The 14,758-nt window shown below is 69.8% G+C and carries 14 protein-coding genes; 9 read left to right on the top strand and 5 right to left on the bottom strand.

Going from position 1 to position 14,758, the window contains the following annotated elements:
• The first annotated feature begins 29 nt into the window (after positions 1 to 29).
• Both FHU35_RS10385 and FHU35_RS10380 read left to right on the top strand, forming a co-directional pair.
• Positions 30 to 920, top strand: a complete 891-nt coding sequence (locus FHU35_RS10385) for an alpha/beta hydrolase (protein ID WP_145738295.1) — start codon at positions 30 to 32, stop codon at positions 918 to 920.
• Between the two features lie 59 nt (positions 921 to 979).
• Positions 980 to 1,177 (top strand): DUF2795 domain-containing protein, encoded by a 198-nt coding sequence (locus tag FHU35_RS10380; RefSeq protein ID WP_145738294.1) that lies wholly within the window; start codon positions 980 to 982, stop codon positions 1,175 to 1,177.
• 227 nt (positions 1,178 to 1,404) lie between these two features.
• Here FHU35_RS10380 and FHU35_RS10375 read toward each other — a convergent pair whose 3' ends face one another.
• Positions 1,405 to 2,616: a PP2C family protein-serine/threonine phosphatase gene (locus FHU35_RS10375; protein ID WP_145738293.1), complete on the bottom strand. Its 1,212-nt coding sequence runs from the start codon at positions 2,614 to 2,616 to the stop codon at positions 1,405 to 1,407.
• Between the two features lie 70 nt (positions 2,617 to 2,686).
• On the opposite strand from FHU35_RS10375, the gene FHU35_RS10370 reads away from it, so the two are divergent.
• The 3 genes from FHU35_RS10370 to FHU35_RS10360 all read left to right on the top strand — a co-directional run bounded on the left by FHU35_RS10370 (position 2,687) and on the right by FHU35_RS10360 (position 3,961).
• Entirely contained in the window at positions 2,687 to 3,061 is a 375-nt protein-coding gene (locus FHU35_RS10370) for an STAS domain-containing protein (RefSeq protein ID WP_145738292.1), read from the top strand.
• 64 nt (positions 3,062 to 3,125) lie between these two features.
• Complete coding sequence (locus FHU35_RS10365; protein WP_145738291.1) at positions 3,126 to 3,581, top strand: ATP-binding protein; 456 nt, start codon at positions 3,126 to 3,128, stop codon at positions 3,579 to 3,581.
• Between the two features lie 101 nt (positions 3,582 to 3,682).
• The gene (locus FHU35_RS10360; RefSeq protein WP_145738290.1) at positions 3,683 to 3,961 is read left to right on the top strand and encodes a WhiB family transcriptional regulator; all 279 of its coding nucleotides are present in this window, start codon (positions 3,683 to 3,685) and stop codon (positions 3,959 to 3,961) included.
• Between the two features lie 122 nt (positions 3,962 to 4,083).
• On the opposite strand, the gene FHU35_RS10355 is transcribed toward FHU35_RS10360, so the two are convergent.
• Positions 4,084 to 6,108, bottom strand: a complete 2,025-nt coding sequence (locus FHU35_RS10355) for a CocE/NonD family hydrolase (protein ID WP_145739865.1) — start codon at positions 6,106 to 6,108, stop codon at positions 4,084 to 4,086.
• Between the two features lie 194 nt (positions 6,109 to 6,302).
• Between FHU35_RS10355 and FHU35_RS10350 the strand changes: the two genes are divergently transcribed.
• The gene (locus tag FHU35_RS10350) at positions 6,303 to 7,280 is read left to right on the top strand and encodes a TIGR03557 family F420-dependent LLM class oxidoreductase (protein WP_145738289.1); all 978 of its coding nucleotides are present in this window, start codon (positions 6,303 to 6,305) and stop codon (positions 7,278 to 7,280) included.
• 145 nt (positions 7,281 to 7,425) lie between these two features.
• Complete coding sequence (locus FHU35_RS10345; protein WP_145738288.1) at positions 7,426 to 7,617, top strand: hypothetical protein; 192 nt, start codon at positions 7,426 to 7,428, stop codon at positions 7,615 to 7,617.
• Positions 7,618 to 7,697: 80 nt separating this feature from the next.
• Here the strand turns inward: FHU35_RS10345 and FHU35_RS10340 are convergent, their stop codons facing one another.
• A complete protein-coding gene (locus FHU35_RS10340; protein ID WP_145738287.1) occupies positions 7,698 to 9,482 on the bottom strand; it encodes a thiamine pyrophosphate-requiring protein in 1,785 nt (594 codons plus the stop codon).
• 303 nt (positions 9,483 to 9,785) lie between these two features.
• Between FHU35_RS10340 and FHU35_RS10335 the strand changes: the two genes are divergently transcribed.
• Positions 9,786 to 11,075: an ATP-grasp domain-containing protein gene (locus tag FHU35_RS10335; protein ID WP_186459363.1), complete on the top strand. Its 1,290-nt coding sequence runs from the start codon at positions 9,786 to 9,788 to the stop codon at positions 11,073 to 11,075.
• Between the two features lie 40 nt (positions 11,076 to 11,115).
• On the opposite strand, the gene FHU35_RS10330 is transcribed toward FHU35_RS10335, so the two are convergent.
• Positions 11,116 to 12,297, bottom strand: coding sequence for a zinc-dependent alcohol dehydrogenase (locus tag FHU35_RS10330; protein WP_145738286.1), 1,182 nt, complete (start codon positions 12,295 to 12,297; stop codon positions 11,116 to 11,118).
• A gap of 143 nt (positions 12,298 to 12,440) precedes the next feature.
• Here FHU35_RS10330 and FHU35_RS10325 point away from each other — a divergent pair, with 143 nt between their 5' ends.
• A complete protein-coding gene (locus FHU35_RS10325; RefSeq protein ID WP_145738285.1) occupies positions 12,441 to 13,508 on the top strand; it encodes an NAD-dependent epimerase/dehydratase family protein in 1,068 nt (355 codons plus the stop codon).
• A gap of 5 nt (positions 13,509 to 13,513) precedes the next feature.
• Here the strand turns inward: FHU35_RS10325 and FHU35_RS10320 are convergent, their stop codons facing one another.
• Positions 13,514 to 14,758, bottom strand: a complete 1,245-nt coding sequence (locus FHU35_RS10320; RefSeq protein ID WP_145738284.1) for a PucR family transcriptional regulator — start codon at positions 14,756 to 14,758, stop codon at positions 13,514 to 13,516.

The raw sequence follows: 14,758 nt of genomic DNA, 5'->3' as shown, positions 1-14,758 counted from the left end.
GCGGATCCCCACGAGAGGAGGTTCCCGGCGTGGTGAGCTGGCAGGCGCGGGTGGTGATCGCCCAGTACTGGATCACGCGGCGCAAGCGAATCTTCGCCGATCTCGCGAAGTTGCGCGCGAGTGCGGAGAGTCACGAGGCCGAGAGCGTTCAGGTGCCGGGCTGGGTCTACCGGCGCTTCCGCGTCGAGGAGTCCGACGTGCTCGGGCACCGCTGCTTCACCCTGCACCCGCACGAACCGGAGAACTCCCAGCACATCCTGTACCTGCACGGCGGCGCCTACGTGCACCAGGTCGAGCACGCGCACTGGAGGTTCCTCGCCCGGCTCATCGACGCGACCGGGTCGGTGGTCACCGTCCCGATCTACCCGCTGGCCCCCGCGCACACCTACGAGGACACGCTGACCATGATCTGGGAGTGCTACCAGCAGGTCCTGAACGGGATTCCGGCTCAGGACCAGATCATCATGGGTGATTCCGCGGGCGGCGGGCTGACGCTCTACATCGCTCAGCGGCTCAAGCGCCTCCGCCGGCCGCAACCGAGGCGGCTGGTGCTGTTCGCGCCCTGGCTCGACCTCACGACGTCGCACCCCGCCATCGCCGAGCGGGAATCGAACGACCCGTTCCTCAGCGCGCCCGGCCTGCGCGAGGCCGCCCGCCTCTACACGCGCGGTCTCGACCCGCGCGATCCCCGGGTGAGCCCGCTGTTCGGCGATCTGAGCGGGCTGGCGCCGATGAGCGTCTTCACCGGTACCCGCGACGTGCTGCTGACCGACTCGCGGCGATTGCGCGAGCGGATCCACGCGCACGGATCCGACATCGACTACGAGGAGTACCCCGGGATGTTCCACGGCTGGATCTTGCAGGCGCTGCCCGAAGCCGAGCACGCGACCAACCAGGTTTCCGCCCTCGTGGGTGATTGAGCGCGCCGCATCCGGGGAAACCAGCGTGAAGCCCCGAGATGGCGAGGAGGTGACCGGCGATGACCCACCCACCAGATCCCGAGCACGTGCAGCCGTTCCTGCGGGAGGTGCATTACCCGGTGAGCAAGAAGGAGCTCGTCGACCTCGCCGAGGAGCGAGGTGCCGACAGCGAAGTGCTGCGCGCGGTGCGCATCGTTCCCGACCGCACCTACGAGAACCAGCAAGAGATCAACGAAGAAGTGGAGCTGGGCAGCTAAAGGCTGTTGAGGAATGCGGCAGAGCCGCCGTTTCAGGTGTGGGACTCAGCCCGCACCGCCGCGGGTTCTGAGCGCCTTCGTGGCGAGTACGCCGGGACGCTTATGTCCACCCCGGGGTAAGCGGCATACTCAAGGAGCGGCGCACGGAGTCCACGAAGCCGCTGTGCATTCCCCTTCGGGGGTTTCCGCCACCGGCACCACCACGCAAAACAACCCATCAACACCCTCTAGGCGCACCTGCTGAGCACGAGGAGCGTGACGTCGTCGCTGGGCGAAGCGGACTTGACGAGGCGCTCCATCACCGAGGTGCAGACCGAGTGGGCGGGCGCGCGCTCGACGGCTTCGCACAACGCCTCGAGGCCGGTGTCGATCGGTTGCTTGCGGCGCTCGACGAGCCCGTCGGTGAACAGGCACAGCACCGAGCCCTCGGGAAGGTCGATGGTGGTGGACCGTCGTTCGCGCGGGGAGACCGCCACGCCGACCGGTGGGTCGACGGGCACCTTCGTCAACTCGCCACTGGCCTCCGGGGTGGTCAGCACAGGCGGTATGTGCCCGGCGAGCGAGATCTCCAGACTGGCGGTTTCCGGCTCGTAGAGCGCGAAGGCCACGGTGGCCATGGCGTCGGGCTCGAAGTGGGCGACCTTGCGGTCGAGCTTGTGCAGCACCCGCGCAGGATCATCCTCGTCGAGCGCGTAGGCGCGCAGGGCACTGCGCAGTCGTCCCATCACCACGGCGGCGAGCAGACCGTGGCCGACGACGTCCCCGATCACGATGCCGACCCGTCCGGAGGGCAGCTCGAAGACGTCGTACCAGTCACCGCCGATCCCGTGGTCGGCGCCGGCGAGGTAGCGACCGTCCATCGACAGGCCCTCGACCTGCGGCAACCGGCTCGGCAGCAGGCTGTGCTGCAGCACTGTGGCAGCGATCCGCTCCGCCCGCGACGATCCCACCTGCGAGATCGAGGCCATCCGGTCAGCGGCGAAGCGCAGCAGCTCCACGTCTTCGTCGGCGAACTCGCGGTCGTCGAACGTGCCCACGCACAGGACCCCCACCGCGTCCCCGCCGGAAACCATGGGGGCTCCTGCCAGGGCGCGAATGCCCTTCCTCTGCAAGAACCCGCTGACCATCACGTCATCGCCCCGGCCGAACACCACGGCGTGGTCGGCACCCAGCACGGCGCTGGCGAACTCGCCGCCGACCGGTACGCGAACTCCGCGCTGGACCTCGTCCTCGATGCCGACGGATCCGGTGGCGATCAACTCCTCGCCACCCGGATCGAGCATCAGCACGGCGGCCATGTCGGCGCCCAGGACCTCGCGGACCCGAGCCAGGGCCTCGTCCAGCAGGTCGTGGACGTCGAGATGGGCGAGCGAGGTGTCCGTGACCAGTTCGATGCGTCGCAAACGCTCCTCGGCGGATGTCTCCGCAGAAGCATTCATGGCCTCAGCCTAACCGCCACGCCAAGGCACTTGCTTTGCCAGCGGTGGTCGCGGAAGTCATCATGGGGTGATGGCTTCCGACATCAACGAACACCCGATGCCGTTCAACACGGTGAAAGAGTGGTCGGGGCGCACACTCTTCGTCACCGCGGCCGGAGAGATCGAGCTCGTCAACTCACCTCACTTCGAGTCCGCTCTGGACCAGGCGCTGGCCGAGAAGCCGGACGTGCTCGTCGCCGACATCACGGACGTGACCTTCTTGTCCTCGGCGGGCCTGGCCGTGCTGATGCGCGCGCACCGCAATTCCGAGGCCGCCGGGGCGACCTTCCGCGTCGTGGCCGCCAATCCCGCGACGCTCCGCCCGATCCAGCTCATGGGTCTGGACCAGGAATTCGACGTCTTCGCCGACCGCGACGGCGCTCTCGCCGGAACAGCGGGTTTGTGAAAGGTTCCCAGCGGCGACCCTAAGAATTGACACGCGGTTGAAGCACACCCGTTAGGAACCACCTATGGCACCCGGTCAATCCGGTGGGCCGGACGCGGACCGCGAGGTCGTCGCGAACCTGCATCGCCAGCGCGTGCCGGCCTCGGCCGACGTCCTGCCGGTGCTGCGCGACGAACTCGACCAGTGGGCACGCTCCGCCGGGCTCAACGACAGGGTCATCGATTCGCTGGCACTGGCCAGCTACGAGGCGATGGCGAACGCGGTCGAGCACGCCTACGACGGGGCCCCGGGACCACTCGACGTCGAGGCCGCGTTGCGGGAGGAAGCCGTGGAGGTGACCATCACCGATCACGGCTCGTGGCAGACGCCGAGCAAGAGCGCCGCGGAACGCAGACGCGGTCTTCCGCTGATCCACCGCCTGGCAGACGAAGCCGTGGTGACCTCCGGCGAGGACGGCACCCGCGTGCTGATGCGCTGGGACACCGCTCGCTCCGACCGCGGCGAGCCGCTCCCAGGCTGACGCAGTGCGAGAAATCTGCTGCGAACTCGTGTGAACCGCATCCCGCTCGGGTATTCCGATGATCGACCGGATGATCAACCCGCTCGAACTCGGGGGTGCGCATGACCGCCACGCAACGGCTTCCCCAACCCAACATCGAGTCCTGGCACTGGCAGCTCCACGCTGCGTGCCGGGACCTGCGGGCGAGCCGGTTCTTCCACCCGGACAACGAACGCGGCAACCGGCGAGCGCAGCGCGAACGCCAGGCCAAGGCGGTCTGCCGGCGCTGCCCCGTCATGGCGCAGTGCCGCGAGCACGCGCTGAAGGCGCACGAGCCCTACGGCGTGTGGGGTGGACTCGGCGAGCAGGAACGCAGAGGCCTGCTGCGCATCGCGAGCTGAGCCGCCGAGGTTCGCGGTCGGCCGCAACGGGCCCCGCTCAGCGGGCGAGCCCCACCAGCGCCAGTGAGGACTTCCGCGCCGGGGAGGAAATCTTCCCGGCGCGGAAGTTCGTTCCCGGCCTCTCACACGTGATCTCGCGGTATCCGGCGGTCCCAGTTCTTGGAGAACACCCGCTCCCCATCCAAGTGGGCGTCGAGCTCGGCGTGCAGGCGGAACTCGGTGGCCGACGTGGTCAACGCCGTCCGAGTGCTGACCAGCGCCGACCAATCGCCGCGGGTGAACCGCATGGTCCACTCGATGTCGCCGCGCACCGAGTCGAAGTCCTCCCCCACCCAGCTGTAGAGCTCGGTAGCGCGCCGGTAGACGTCCAGGTCGATGTTCTCGAATCGCACCAGCCCGAGATCCTTGATCACCTCGAGCGACGAGCGGTAGTCGACCAGGTCCCTGCCCACCCGCCAGCGCTGCTCGCCCGGCGTGATCTGCTTGGCCGGAGCGGGCGGGGCACCCTCGGGCTCACCGAACAGCGGAGTAGGCAGCTCGTCTGCCTCCGCGCAGGGCCGGATCGGCAGTTCCAGCTCGCTGTCGGCCGAATGCACCGTCAGCTGAACGGGTTCCGGCGGCGGCCACGCCAACGGCCAGTACGAAGTGGACAGTGCCAGCCGGATCCGGTGGCCCTCCGGGAAGGCCTGCGCCACACCGTTGAGCCGCAACCGCACCCGGTACCGCTCCCCGGGCACCAGCAGCTCGGGCTCGGCGTCGCCGTTGCGGTGGGTGAGGTTGAGCAGGCCGTAGGTGACCCGAGTGGCCTGCCCGTCAGGATGGACGTCGGAGAGCCGAGCGGCCAGCATCGCCACCGGGCGGTCCACTTCGACCATCGCGTCGAGCACCGGTCCGCCGAGGATCTCGCAGCGCTCGTCCAGCGGCTCGGTGTCGAAGACCAGCGAACCGCCGTCCTCCTCCCGCTGGTCGTAGGGCAGGTCCGGAGGTGCGTTGTAGGAGCACCACTTCCCGCCGTACTGGCCGACCGACAGCGGCGAGGCCACCCTCAGCGGCGGTCCGCGGTGTTGCTCCCCCTGCTGCGCGATCCTGTTCTGGGCGAGCGGGAACCGGGTCCGCTCCACGTGCGGTGACGGCCACGACGGCTCGCCCACCCAGCGACCAGGCCGCTCCTCGTAGCTGGTCGACGGCGGCATGCTCTCCTGCATCCAGGTGCACAGCATCGGACCGTCCATCGCGCCGTTGTCGGCGTCCTTGAGCCAGTGGTCCCACCAGCGCACGAGCTCCTGCAGGAAACCGATCGCCGGGCCGGGCTGGCCCAGGTGGGGGTACTTGTGCGACCACGGACCGATCAACCCCCGCCGGGGGACGTCGAGGTTCTGCATCAGCCGGAAGACGGCGTTGGAGTAGCCGTCCGCCCAGCCGCTGACGGCCATCACCGGGCATTCGACCGCGCTGAAGTCCTCGCAGATCGAACCGTGCCGCCAGAAGTCGTCCCGGCGCTGGTGACGCAGCCAGGTGTCGATCCACAACCCGCTGTCGGCCAGCCGTTCGCGCCACATCTCCTCCCAGCGGTCGCCGACGACCGCCGGGTCGGGCGGGCAGGTGGTTTCGGCGAACATGGTGCTCGCCCAGGACAGGTTGTCGCTGAGCAGGCATCCGCCCATGTAGTGCACGTCGTCGGCGTAGCGGTCGTCGGCGCAGCACAGCGCGGCGATGGCGCCGAGGCTCTGAGGCCTGCGGGCCGCGACCTGCAAGGCGTTGAAACCGCCCCAGGAGATGCCCATCATGCCGGTGCGACCGGTGCACCAGGACTGGTCCGCCAGCCAGGCCAGCACTTCCTCAGCGTCCGAGAGCTCCTGCTCCAGGTACTCGTCGGTGAGCACGCCGTCCGAATCCCCGCTGCCGCGGAGGTCCACGCGCGCGCAGGCGTAGCCGTGGCCGGCGAGGTAGGGGTGGTGGATCGAGTCCCGCAGCGAGGTGAGATCGCGCTGCCGGTACGGGATGAACTCCAGCACCGCGGGCACCGGCTCGGTGTCGGAGGAGACCGGCCGCCAGATCCGCCCGGCCAACCGGGTCCCGTCCGCCAACGGGATCCAGATCTCCTCCTCCTGCTTGATCTCGCAGGGCAGCTCGTCGACCTCGCGCACGCGTCCTCCCATGCGTTGAAGCTGGTGTTCGGGCCTCACCCGCTGCCCTACCCACCTCCCGCTGGGGTCATGCGCCGACCGGCACACGTTTCACCACGCGGCTCAGCGGTTACTCGCGGAACAGGACTGTCCGGAGCTCACGGCGGCCCGAGGCTCCGATGAGCTTCAACCCGACATCGGTGGAGGTCAGGAGCATGGTTCGGTTCGGGTACACGCTGATGACCGAGCAATCGGGGCCGCGCGAGCTGGTCAAGCACGCCGCCGCCGCTGAGCGCGCCGGGTTCGACTTCGCCGTCATGAGCGACCACTACTCGCCGTGGCTGGACGAGCAGGCGCACTCGCCGTACGCGTGGAGCGTGCTGGGGGCCGTCACGCAGGCGACGGAGCGGATGGATCTGCTGAGCTTCGTCACCGCGCCGATCATGCGCTATCACCCCGCCGTCGTCGCCCAGAAGGCCGCCACCATCGGCCTGCTGTCGGAAGACCGGTTCACGCTGGGTGTCGGCGCGGGTGAGAACCTCAACGAGCACGTCATCGGGCAGGGCTGGCCACCGGTGAACGTGCGCCACGAGATGCTCGAGGAGTCGCTCCGCATCATCTCCTCGCTCTTCGATGGCGGTTACGTGAACTTCACCGGCGATCATTACCGGGTCGATTCGGCGAAGCTGTGGGACTTGCCGGACCAGCGGGTCCCGATCGGCACCGCTGTCTCGGGCGACCAGTCGGTGCAGCGCTTCGCACCGCATTCCGACGCGATGATCGCCGTTCAACCGGAGGAAGCGCTCTGCCAGGGCTGGGACGCGGCGACCGGTGGGGGCCAGCGCAAGTACGGCCAGCAACCGATCTGCTGGGACCCCTCGTCCGATGCGGCCGCCAAGCGCGCGTTGGCGCAGTTCCGCTGGTTCGCCGGTGGCTGGAAGGTCAACGCCGAGCTCCCGGGAACCGCGGGCTTCGCGGCCGCCACCCAGCACGTGCGGCTCGAGGACGTGACGGCCGCGATCCCCTGCGGGCCGGACGTCGAACCGATCGTCGAGTCGATGAAGACGTACTGGCGCGCGGGATTCACCGACGTCGCCCTGGTCCAGGTCGGTGTGGACGAAGATCCCGCCGGCTTCTTCGGTTTCGCCCGCGAGAAGCTCCTGCCCGCCTTGCGCGAAGCCGCCGGGAGCTGAGGTTCCTCTCGCTGGGGCAAGGGGTTTCAGCCGCCCGCGCCGCCCGCGCAAGTGAGAAGTCCGACTCCGGTTGCGAGTTTGACCTCCGCCACCGCTGCCAACCCGAGGGGCGGGAGCGCAAGAGCCACGACGAGGAGGAAGCACCATGGCCGTTGACAAGCTCCGCCAGCTGACGCAGCGGATGCGCGACGAGGTCGCGCAGCACAACCCGATGAAGCCGAAGAACGAGGCCTCCGCGAACGACGTGCCTCCGGCGCGGCGCACCGGGAGGGCCAACCGCCTGCTCCACACGGGCCCGCGCGTTCCGCCGGAATCGGGACCGCACAGGCACCGCTGATTCGCGAAGCCCCACACCGACCTCGAAAGCCGCCGCCGGTCATCCCCACCGGCGGCGGCTTTCGTTCTACGGCCGCGCTGTCAGCCCCGGCCCGGGAGGTAGTCCTGAGCCTTGGACTTCACGCCCTCCTTGACCACCGACCACGCCTCGGGATCACCCTTGAGCATCGCCTCGGCCATCGACTCGACCTGGCTCCAATCCGCCTGCGGCGGGATCGGTGGCACGGTCGGGTCGGTGACGAACTCGACCAGGCAGGGACGGTCGCTGCGCAACGCCTCCGTCCAGGCGTCGGCGACGCTGTCCGGATCGGCGACACGGATGCTGCGGAAACCCGCGTTGCGCGCGAACTCCGCGTAGTCGAAACCGGGAAGTCGTTGCGAGGGGATGAACTGCGGAGCCCCGTTGAGGGCGCGCATCTCCCAGGTGACCTGGTTGAGGTCGCCGTTGTTGAGCACGCCGACCACCACGCGCGGGTCCTCCCACTCGCGCCAGTGCTGCCCGATGGTGATGAGCTCGTTGATGCCGTTCATCTGCATCGCACCATCGCCGACCAGAGCGATCACCGGCCGATCCGGGTGGGCGAACTTCGCGCCCGTGGCGTACGGCGCGCCGGACCCCATGGTCGCCAGGGTGCCCGACAGCGAGCAGCGGATGTCGCCGCGCACGCGCAGGTGCCGGGCGTACCAGTTGGCGGCCGAACCGGAGTCCGCGGTGATGATGGCGTCATCCGGCAGCTGAGGCGAGAGCTCGTGGAACACCCGCTCCGGGTTGAGCGGTTCGGCCTCGACCCCGGCCCGGCGCTCCATGAGCTCCCACCAGTCGCTCACGCCGCGCTCGACCTTCTCCCGCCACGAGCGGTCCTCCTTGCGACGCAGGCGGGGCAGCAGGGCCGACAAGGTCGCCTTCGCGTCGCCGAGCAGGTTCACCTCGAACGGATAACGCATCCCGATCATCGTCGGATCGATGTCGATCTGCACGGCCCGGGCTTGCTCGAACTCCGGCAGGAACTGGCTGTAGGGGAAGCTCGCGCCGATCATCAGCAGCGTGTCGCAGTCGCGCATCAGCTCCCACGACGGCCGCGTGCCCAGCAGACCCGATGCTCCCGTCGCCCACGGCAGGTCGTCGGGCAGCACGTCCTTGCCCAGCAACGCCTTCGACACCCCGGCGCCGAGCGCGTCGGCCACCGCGGTGACCTCGCCGGCCGCCTTCCGCGCGCCCTGACCCACCATGATCGCCACCCGCTCGCCGGAGTTGAGCACCTCGGCGGCGCGGTCCAGGTCCTCCTCGGCCGGCGTCGTGACCGCCTCGGAGATCCCGACGCTGGACGGGATCATCTTGAACGCGTGCGTCGGCGGTGAGTAGTCCAGCTCCTGCACGTCGTTCGGGATGATGAGCGCGGTGACGGTGCGGCGCGCGCAGGACGTGCGCATCGCGCGGTCCAGCGCGTTCGGCAGCTGTTCCGGGGTGGACACGAACTGCACGTACTCGGCGACGTCCTTGTACAACGAGGACAGGTCCACCTCCTGCTGGTAGGCGCCGCCCAGCGAAGTGCTCGCTTGCTGCCCGACGATCGCCACCACGGGCACGTGGTCGAGCTTGGCGTCGTAGAGCCCGTTGAGCAGGTGGATCGCACCCGGCCCGCCGGTCGCCGCGCAGACCCCGACCTCGCCGGAGAACTTCGCGTAGCCCACCGCTTCGAACGCGGCGAGCTCCTCGTGCCGGGCCTGGATGAACCGCGGGTCGTCGTCCGCCCGTTCCCACGCAGCGAGGATCCCGTTGATGCCGTCACCCGGGTAGGCGAAGACGTGCTCCACACCCCAGGTCCGCAGGCGTCGCAGCAGGTAGTCGGCCACCTTCTCGGCCATTGCCGCACACTCCGATCGTCCGTGTAGGCGTCGTCCCCACTCCGCCTACCCGGATCACCGGGTGCCAAACCGATCGTTCGATCCCTCAGCCGGGGCGGGTCTCGCCACTCACCGGGTCGAGCACTCCCCCGGTGCAGCAGCGGGAAAGCCGGGTCGACGGCGAACAGGACGCCGATCAGCCGAGTCCGCACGAGACCGGGGCCACGCAGTGGACGCGATCGCCCCCGCCTCATGGCGGTGGTGTGACGAGCCTGATCGGCGATCGTGTGGTTGACGATCGTGGATCCGGGTATGGAACCGGGTATGGAACGTGGTGGAACTGAGCAGCCGAAGAACGTCTTCTTGCTGGGACCCGACGAGCGCAACTTCGCCCTGATGCAGGAGCTCGAGCACCTCGCGCCGTACCGGCTCCACCCGCTCCTGGACAAGGAGACCCTGATGTACGGCGACACCGGGCTGGAGCAGCTGCTGGCCGATGCGCAGGAACGGATCGAGAACTTCCCGGAGCCGGTCCACGCGATCGTCGGCTACTGGGACTTCCCGGTGAGCTCGATGGTGCCGATCCTCGCCACCCAGAACGGCCTGCCGGGACCGAGCCTGGAAGCCGTGGTCAAGTGCGAGCACAAGTTCTGGAGCCGTTTGGTCCAGCGCGAGGTCACCGACGCCCACCCCTCTTTCGCGATCGTCGATCTGGACAACCCGGAAACCCCTCCCGGCATGCGGTTCCCGGTGTGGCTCAAGCCGGTGAAGTCCTACTCGTCCGACCTGGCGTTCAAGGCCAACGACAGCGAGGAGCTGCGCGCCAGGGTCGCCGACATCCGCGACGGCATCGGTGATGTCGGACGTGCCTTCGACTTCCTGCTGTCGAAGCTGGAGCTGCCCCCGGAGATCGAGGAGACCGGCGGAATGGCCTGCCTGGCCGAGGAAACCGTCCGGGGCGAGCAGATCACCACCGAGGGCTACGTGCACGGCGGGCGCGCGCACGTCTACGGCATCGTGGACTCGGTGTGCTACCCGGACACCTCCAGCTTCCTGCGCTTCCAGTACCCGAGCGGGGTGCCGGAACAGGTGCAGAACCGGGCCACCCAGATCAGCCAGGACGTGATCGAGCACATCGGACTCGACGACTCGACCTTCAACATCGAGTTCTTCTGGGACACCGAGAGCGACGCGCTCAACGTCCTGGAGATCAATCCCAGGCTGTCGCAGTCGCACGCTCCGCTCTTCGAGCTCGTCGACGGCTTGCCCAACCACCAGGCGATGGTGCAGCTGTCCGTCGGCGAGAAGCCGACCTTGCCGGATCGCGGAGGCCGGCAGCGGGTCGCGGCGAAGTGGTTCCAGCGCGTCTTCCAGGACGCGTTCGTCACCGCGACGCCGTCCGAGGCCGACCTCGCGCGAGTCCGGGAGGAGGTCCCGGGCGCAACGGTGGACATCATCGCCGAGCCCGGGCATCGGCTCTCGGAACTGCCCGCCCAGGACAGCTACAGCTACGAGCTGTTCGCCGTCTACCTCGGAGCCGAGGACGAGGAGGACCTGCGCGGGAAGTTCGACCGGTGCATCGAACTCCTCCCCTTCACCCTCGACGAGGCCTGAGCCGGAAGGCGGTGCCGCCCGTCCGGGAAGCGCTCATCGCTCAGGGCTCGAAGACCATCTTGATGGCGCCGTCCTCCTTGCGCTGGAAGGTGTCGTAGGCCTGCGGCGCGTCCCCCAGCGGGAGGCGGTGGGTGGTGAGGTCCCGGATGCCGAGCGGGTCGGACTCGTGGCCGACGAGCGGCAGCAGGTCCGGGATCCACCGCTTCACGTGCGCCTGACCCATCGCGAGCCGAACGCCCTTGTCGAAGAGGGTGAGCATGGGCATCGGGTCGGCCATCCCGCCGTAGACGCCGCTGAGCGAGATCGTGCCCGCACGGCGGACGCTGTCGATGCACTGGTGCAGCGCGGAAAGCCGGTCCACGCCGGCCTTCGACATCAGCGGTTCGGCGACGGAATCGGGCAGGACACCCGCGACCTTCTGCCCCAGCTCGGCGACCGGTGAGCCGTGCGCCTCCATGCCGACGGCGTCGATCACCGAGTCCGCGCCCCGGCCGTCGGTCAGTTCGCGCACCGCGCCCGGGACGTCGTCCTCCTGCGCGGCGTCGATCGTGCGAACCCCGTGGCGCTGGGCCATGTTCAGCCGTTCCGGGACGCGGTCGACGCCGAGGGCGCGGAACCCGCGGTGCTGGGCGATCCGCGCGGCCATCTGCCCGATAGGGCCGAGCCCGAACACGGCCACCGTGCCGCCCTCGGGGACCTCGGCGTACTCCACGGCCTGCCAGGCGGTGGGCAGCACGTCCGAGAGGAAGAGGAACTGCTCGTCGGGCGGGCCTTCCGGGACCTTGATCGGCCCGAACTGGGCTTGCGGGACGCGCAGGTACTCGGCCTGGCCACCGGGAACGCTGCCGTAGAGCTTGGTGTAGCCGAACAGCGCGGCCCCGCTGCCCTGCTCGCGCACCTGGGTGGTCTCGCACTGGGCGAACAGACCGCGGTCGCACATCCAGCAGTGCCCGCAGGAGATGTTGAACGGGACGACCACGCGGTCCCCGGGTGCGATGTGCTGCACCGCCGACCCGGTTTCCTCCACCACGCCCATCGGTTCGTGGCCGAGGACGTCGCCGGGATCGAGGAAGGGCGCCAGCACCTCGTAGAGGTGCAGGTCGGAACCGCAGAGCCCGCTGCTGGTCACGCGGATGATCGCGTCCGTGCCGGCCTCCAGCTCGGGGTCGGGCACGTCCTCGATCCGCACATCTCGCGGTCCGTGCCAGGTCAACGCCTTCACAGCCACCTCCTCGGTTGGTCGCACCACACCGTCTTTCCGGTAGCCCTGCGGTCCAAACGTGGCCGGGAGGCGGGCGCGAGTTTGCACCGCAGGATGCGGGGAAACCGACTGGGGAGCGTTCGCACCCGATCCCAGGAGGACTCATGGCAGCGTCCGCGAGCGCCCGGCGAGTCGCGATCGTCGGCGCCACCGGCAACATCGGGACCAGCGTCGTGGAAGCGCTGCGCGGGGACTCCGGGGTGGAATCGATCACGGCGCTCTCGCGCCGCGAACCTGCGGAGCTCGGCACCGGAATCGCCTGGGAGCGCACCGACATCCGCGAGGACGACCTCGTCGGGCGGTTCACCTCGGCGGACACCGTGGTCCACCTCGCCTGGTTGTTCCAGCCCACGCACGATCCCGTGGTGACGTGGCGCAACAACGTGCTCGGGAGCATCCGGGTGTTCGAGGCAGCCGCTGCCGCCGGTGTGCGCAGCATCGTCTACGCCTCCTCGGTCGCCGCCTACTCACCGGGCCCTGCCGGACGGCCGGTCAACGAGAGCTGGCCGACCCACGGGTGGCCCAACGCCGCCTACAGCGCCGAGAAGGCCTACCTGGAGCGCTACCTCGACGGATTCGAGCAGCGCCACCCGAACATCGGCGTCACGCGGATGCGCACCGCGTTCTGCTTCAAGACCGAGTCCGCCACGCAGCAGAGGCGCCTGTTCATCGGGCCGTTCCTGCCCAACGCGCTCGTGCGGCCCGAGCTCCTGCCTGCGCTGCCGATCCCGGCCGGCCTTCGCTTCCAAGCGATCCACAGCGACGACGTCGGCGAGGCCTACCGGCTCGCCATCCGGTCCGGGAACGGCGGTGCCTTCAACGTCGCGGCGGACCCGGTCATCGACACCAGCGCTCTGGCGGACCTGTTCCAGGCCCGTCCGGTCACGGTCCCCCCTCAGCTGGTGCGCACCGCGCTGTCGGCGGCCTGGCACCTGCACCTGGTTCCCGCGTCACCGCACCTGTTCGAGGCGTTCATCCGGTTGCCGGTGATGGACACCAGCCGCGCCCGGGAAGAGCTCGGCTGGTCGCCTCGGCACAGCTCCACCACCGCGGTGTCGGACTTCGTGCGCGGTCTGCGCTCGGGCGCGGGCGGGACCAGCCCGCCGCTGCGCTCGCCCATCCCGGGAGGACGGGTGCACGAGCTCGCCACCGGAGTCGGCCGCGTCCCCTGAGCCGCCTACCGGGTGCCGCTCCAGTGGAGGGTCTCCAGCGCGGCCGCCACCGCGAGCGCGTTCTCGGCGAGCGGGCGCGGGAGCAGCTCGTCGGCCCGCGAGAGGCGGCGGAGGACCGTGTTGCGGTGGGTGTAGAGCCGTTCGGCCGTGCGGGTCGTGCTGCCGAGCTCGCGGACGTAGGTCAGCACGGCGGTGCGGGTGTCGGCGTCGGCGTGCTGGAGGTCGCCGAGGGTGTCGGCGAGGAATTCGTCGGTCTGGGTGGGTTCGCTGGTCAGCAACGAGACCAGCTGCACGTCCTGGTAGCGGGCCACCTGCTGCGGCGAGGTGAGCCGGGCGACCATGCGCTGGGTCGTCGCGGCGTCGAGGTGACTGCGCCGGAAGCCTTCGACGCCCCTGCCCGGGCGGCCGACCGCGACGCGCACCTCGGGGTGGCCTGCGAGGCGCGCCGCGAGCTCCGCTGCGGGCGGCGCGGTGGCGACCGGCAGCCACACCCACATCGCCGCCGCGCTGGCGATGACGGTCAGCCGCTGGTCGGCGCCGGCCGCGCGCGTCACCGCCTCGGCGGCGGCCTCGACCTGATCGGACCCTCCCGCGCCGCTCCAGAGGATGACCGCGGTGTGCGGTCCGGCGAGCCGGTAGCCGAGTCTGCTCTCGGCCCGCGCCTGCCCGATCGGCGCACCCTCCAGCAGCAGCGTCACCGCGGCCCGGCGTTCGGCGTGCGCACCGCGGGTGAGCTCGTCGCGTTCGTGCTGCATGCGTTCGCTGACCGCGGCGATGGTGTCGTCGATGAACGTGCCGATCGACACCGCCGAGATGTCGAGGAGTTCGCGCAGCTCCTGCGGATCGTCGGTGAGTCCGAAGCAGATCTCGATCCAGCGCCGCCACGCGACGTTCTGCCCGGTCCGGTAGGAGTCCAGCGCGGTCTCGTCCAGGCCGCGCCGCACCAGGTCGCGAGCCGTGTCGAGCAGTTCGGAGTGGGTGTTGGGCGGAACCCGGCGGCCGGGGTTCTGGACGTTGGCCGCCGCCCAGTGCAGCAGGTTCGCGAGGTTGGCCCGACGGGTCGCCGCGGCCAGCACGGGGTCCTCGGCGACCAGCCGCACCCGCGCACCGCCCAGAGCGGCCGCGTGCAGCTCCTCGACCCACGCGGCGTGCGGGTTCAACGCGATCTCCGCGCCCCGGCGGAACAGCTCCCGCACGCGCGGGGACGCGCTCGGCCATCCCGAATCCGACGACGCAGCACTTCGCACCAC

It is taken from the genome of Saccharopolyspora dendranthemae (genome assembly GCF_007829955.1).
Lineage (GTDB): Bacteria > Actinomycetota > Actinomycetes > Mycobacteriales > Pseudonocardiaceae > Saccharopolyspora > Saccharopolyspora dendranthemae.
Note: the sequence above shows the minus strand (reverse complement) of the source record. Positions and strands in the feature narration are given on the sequence as shown.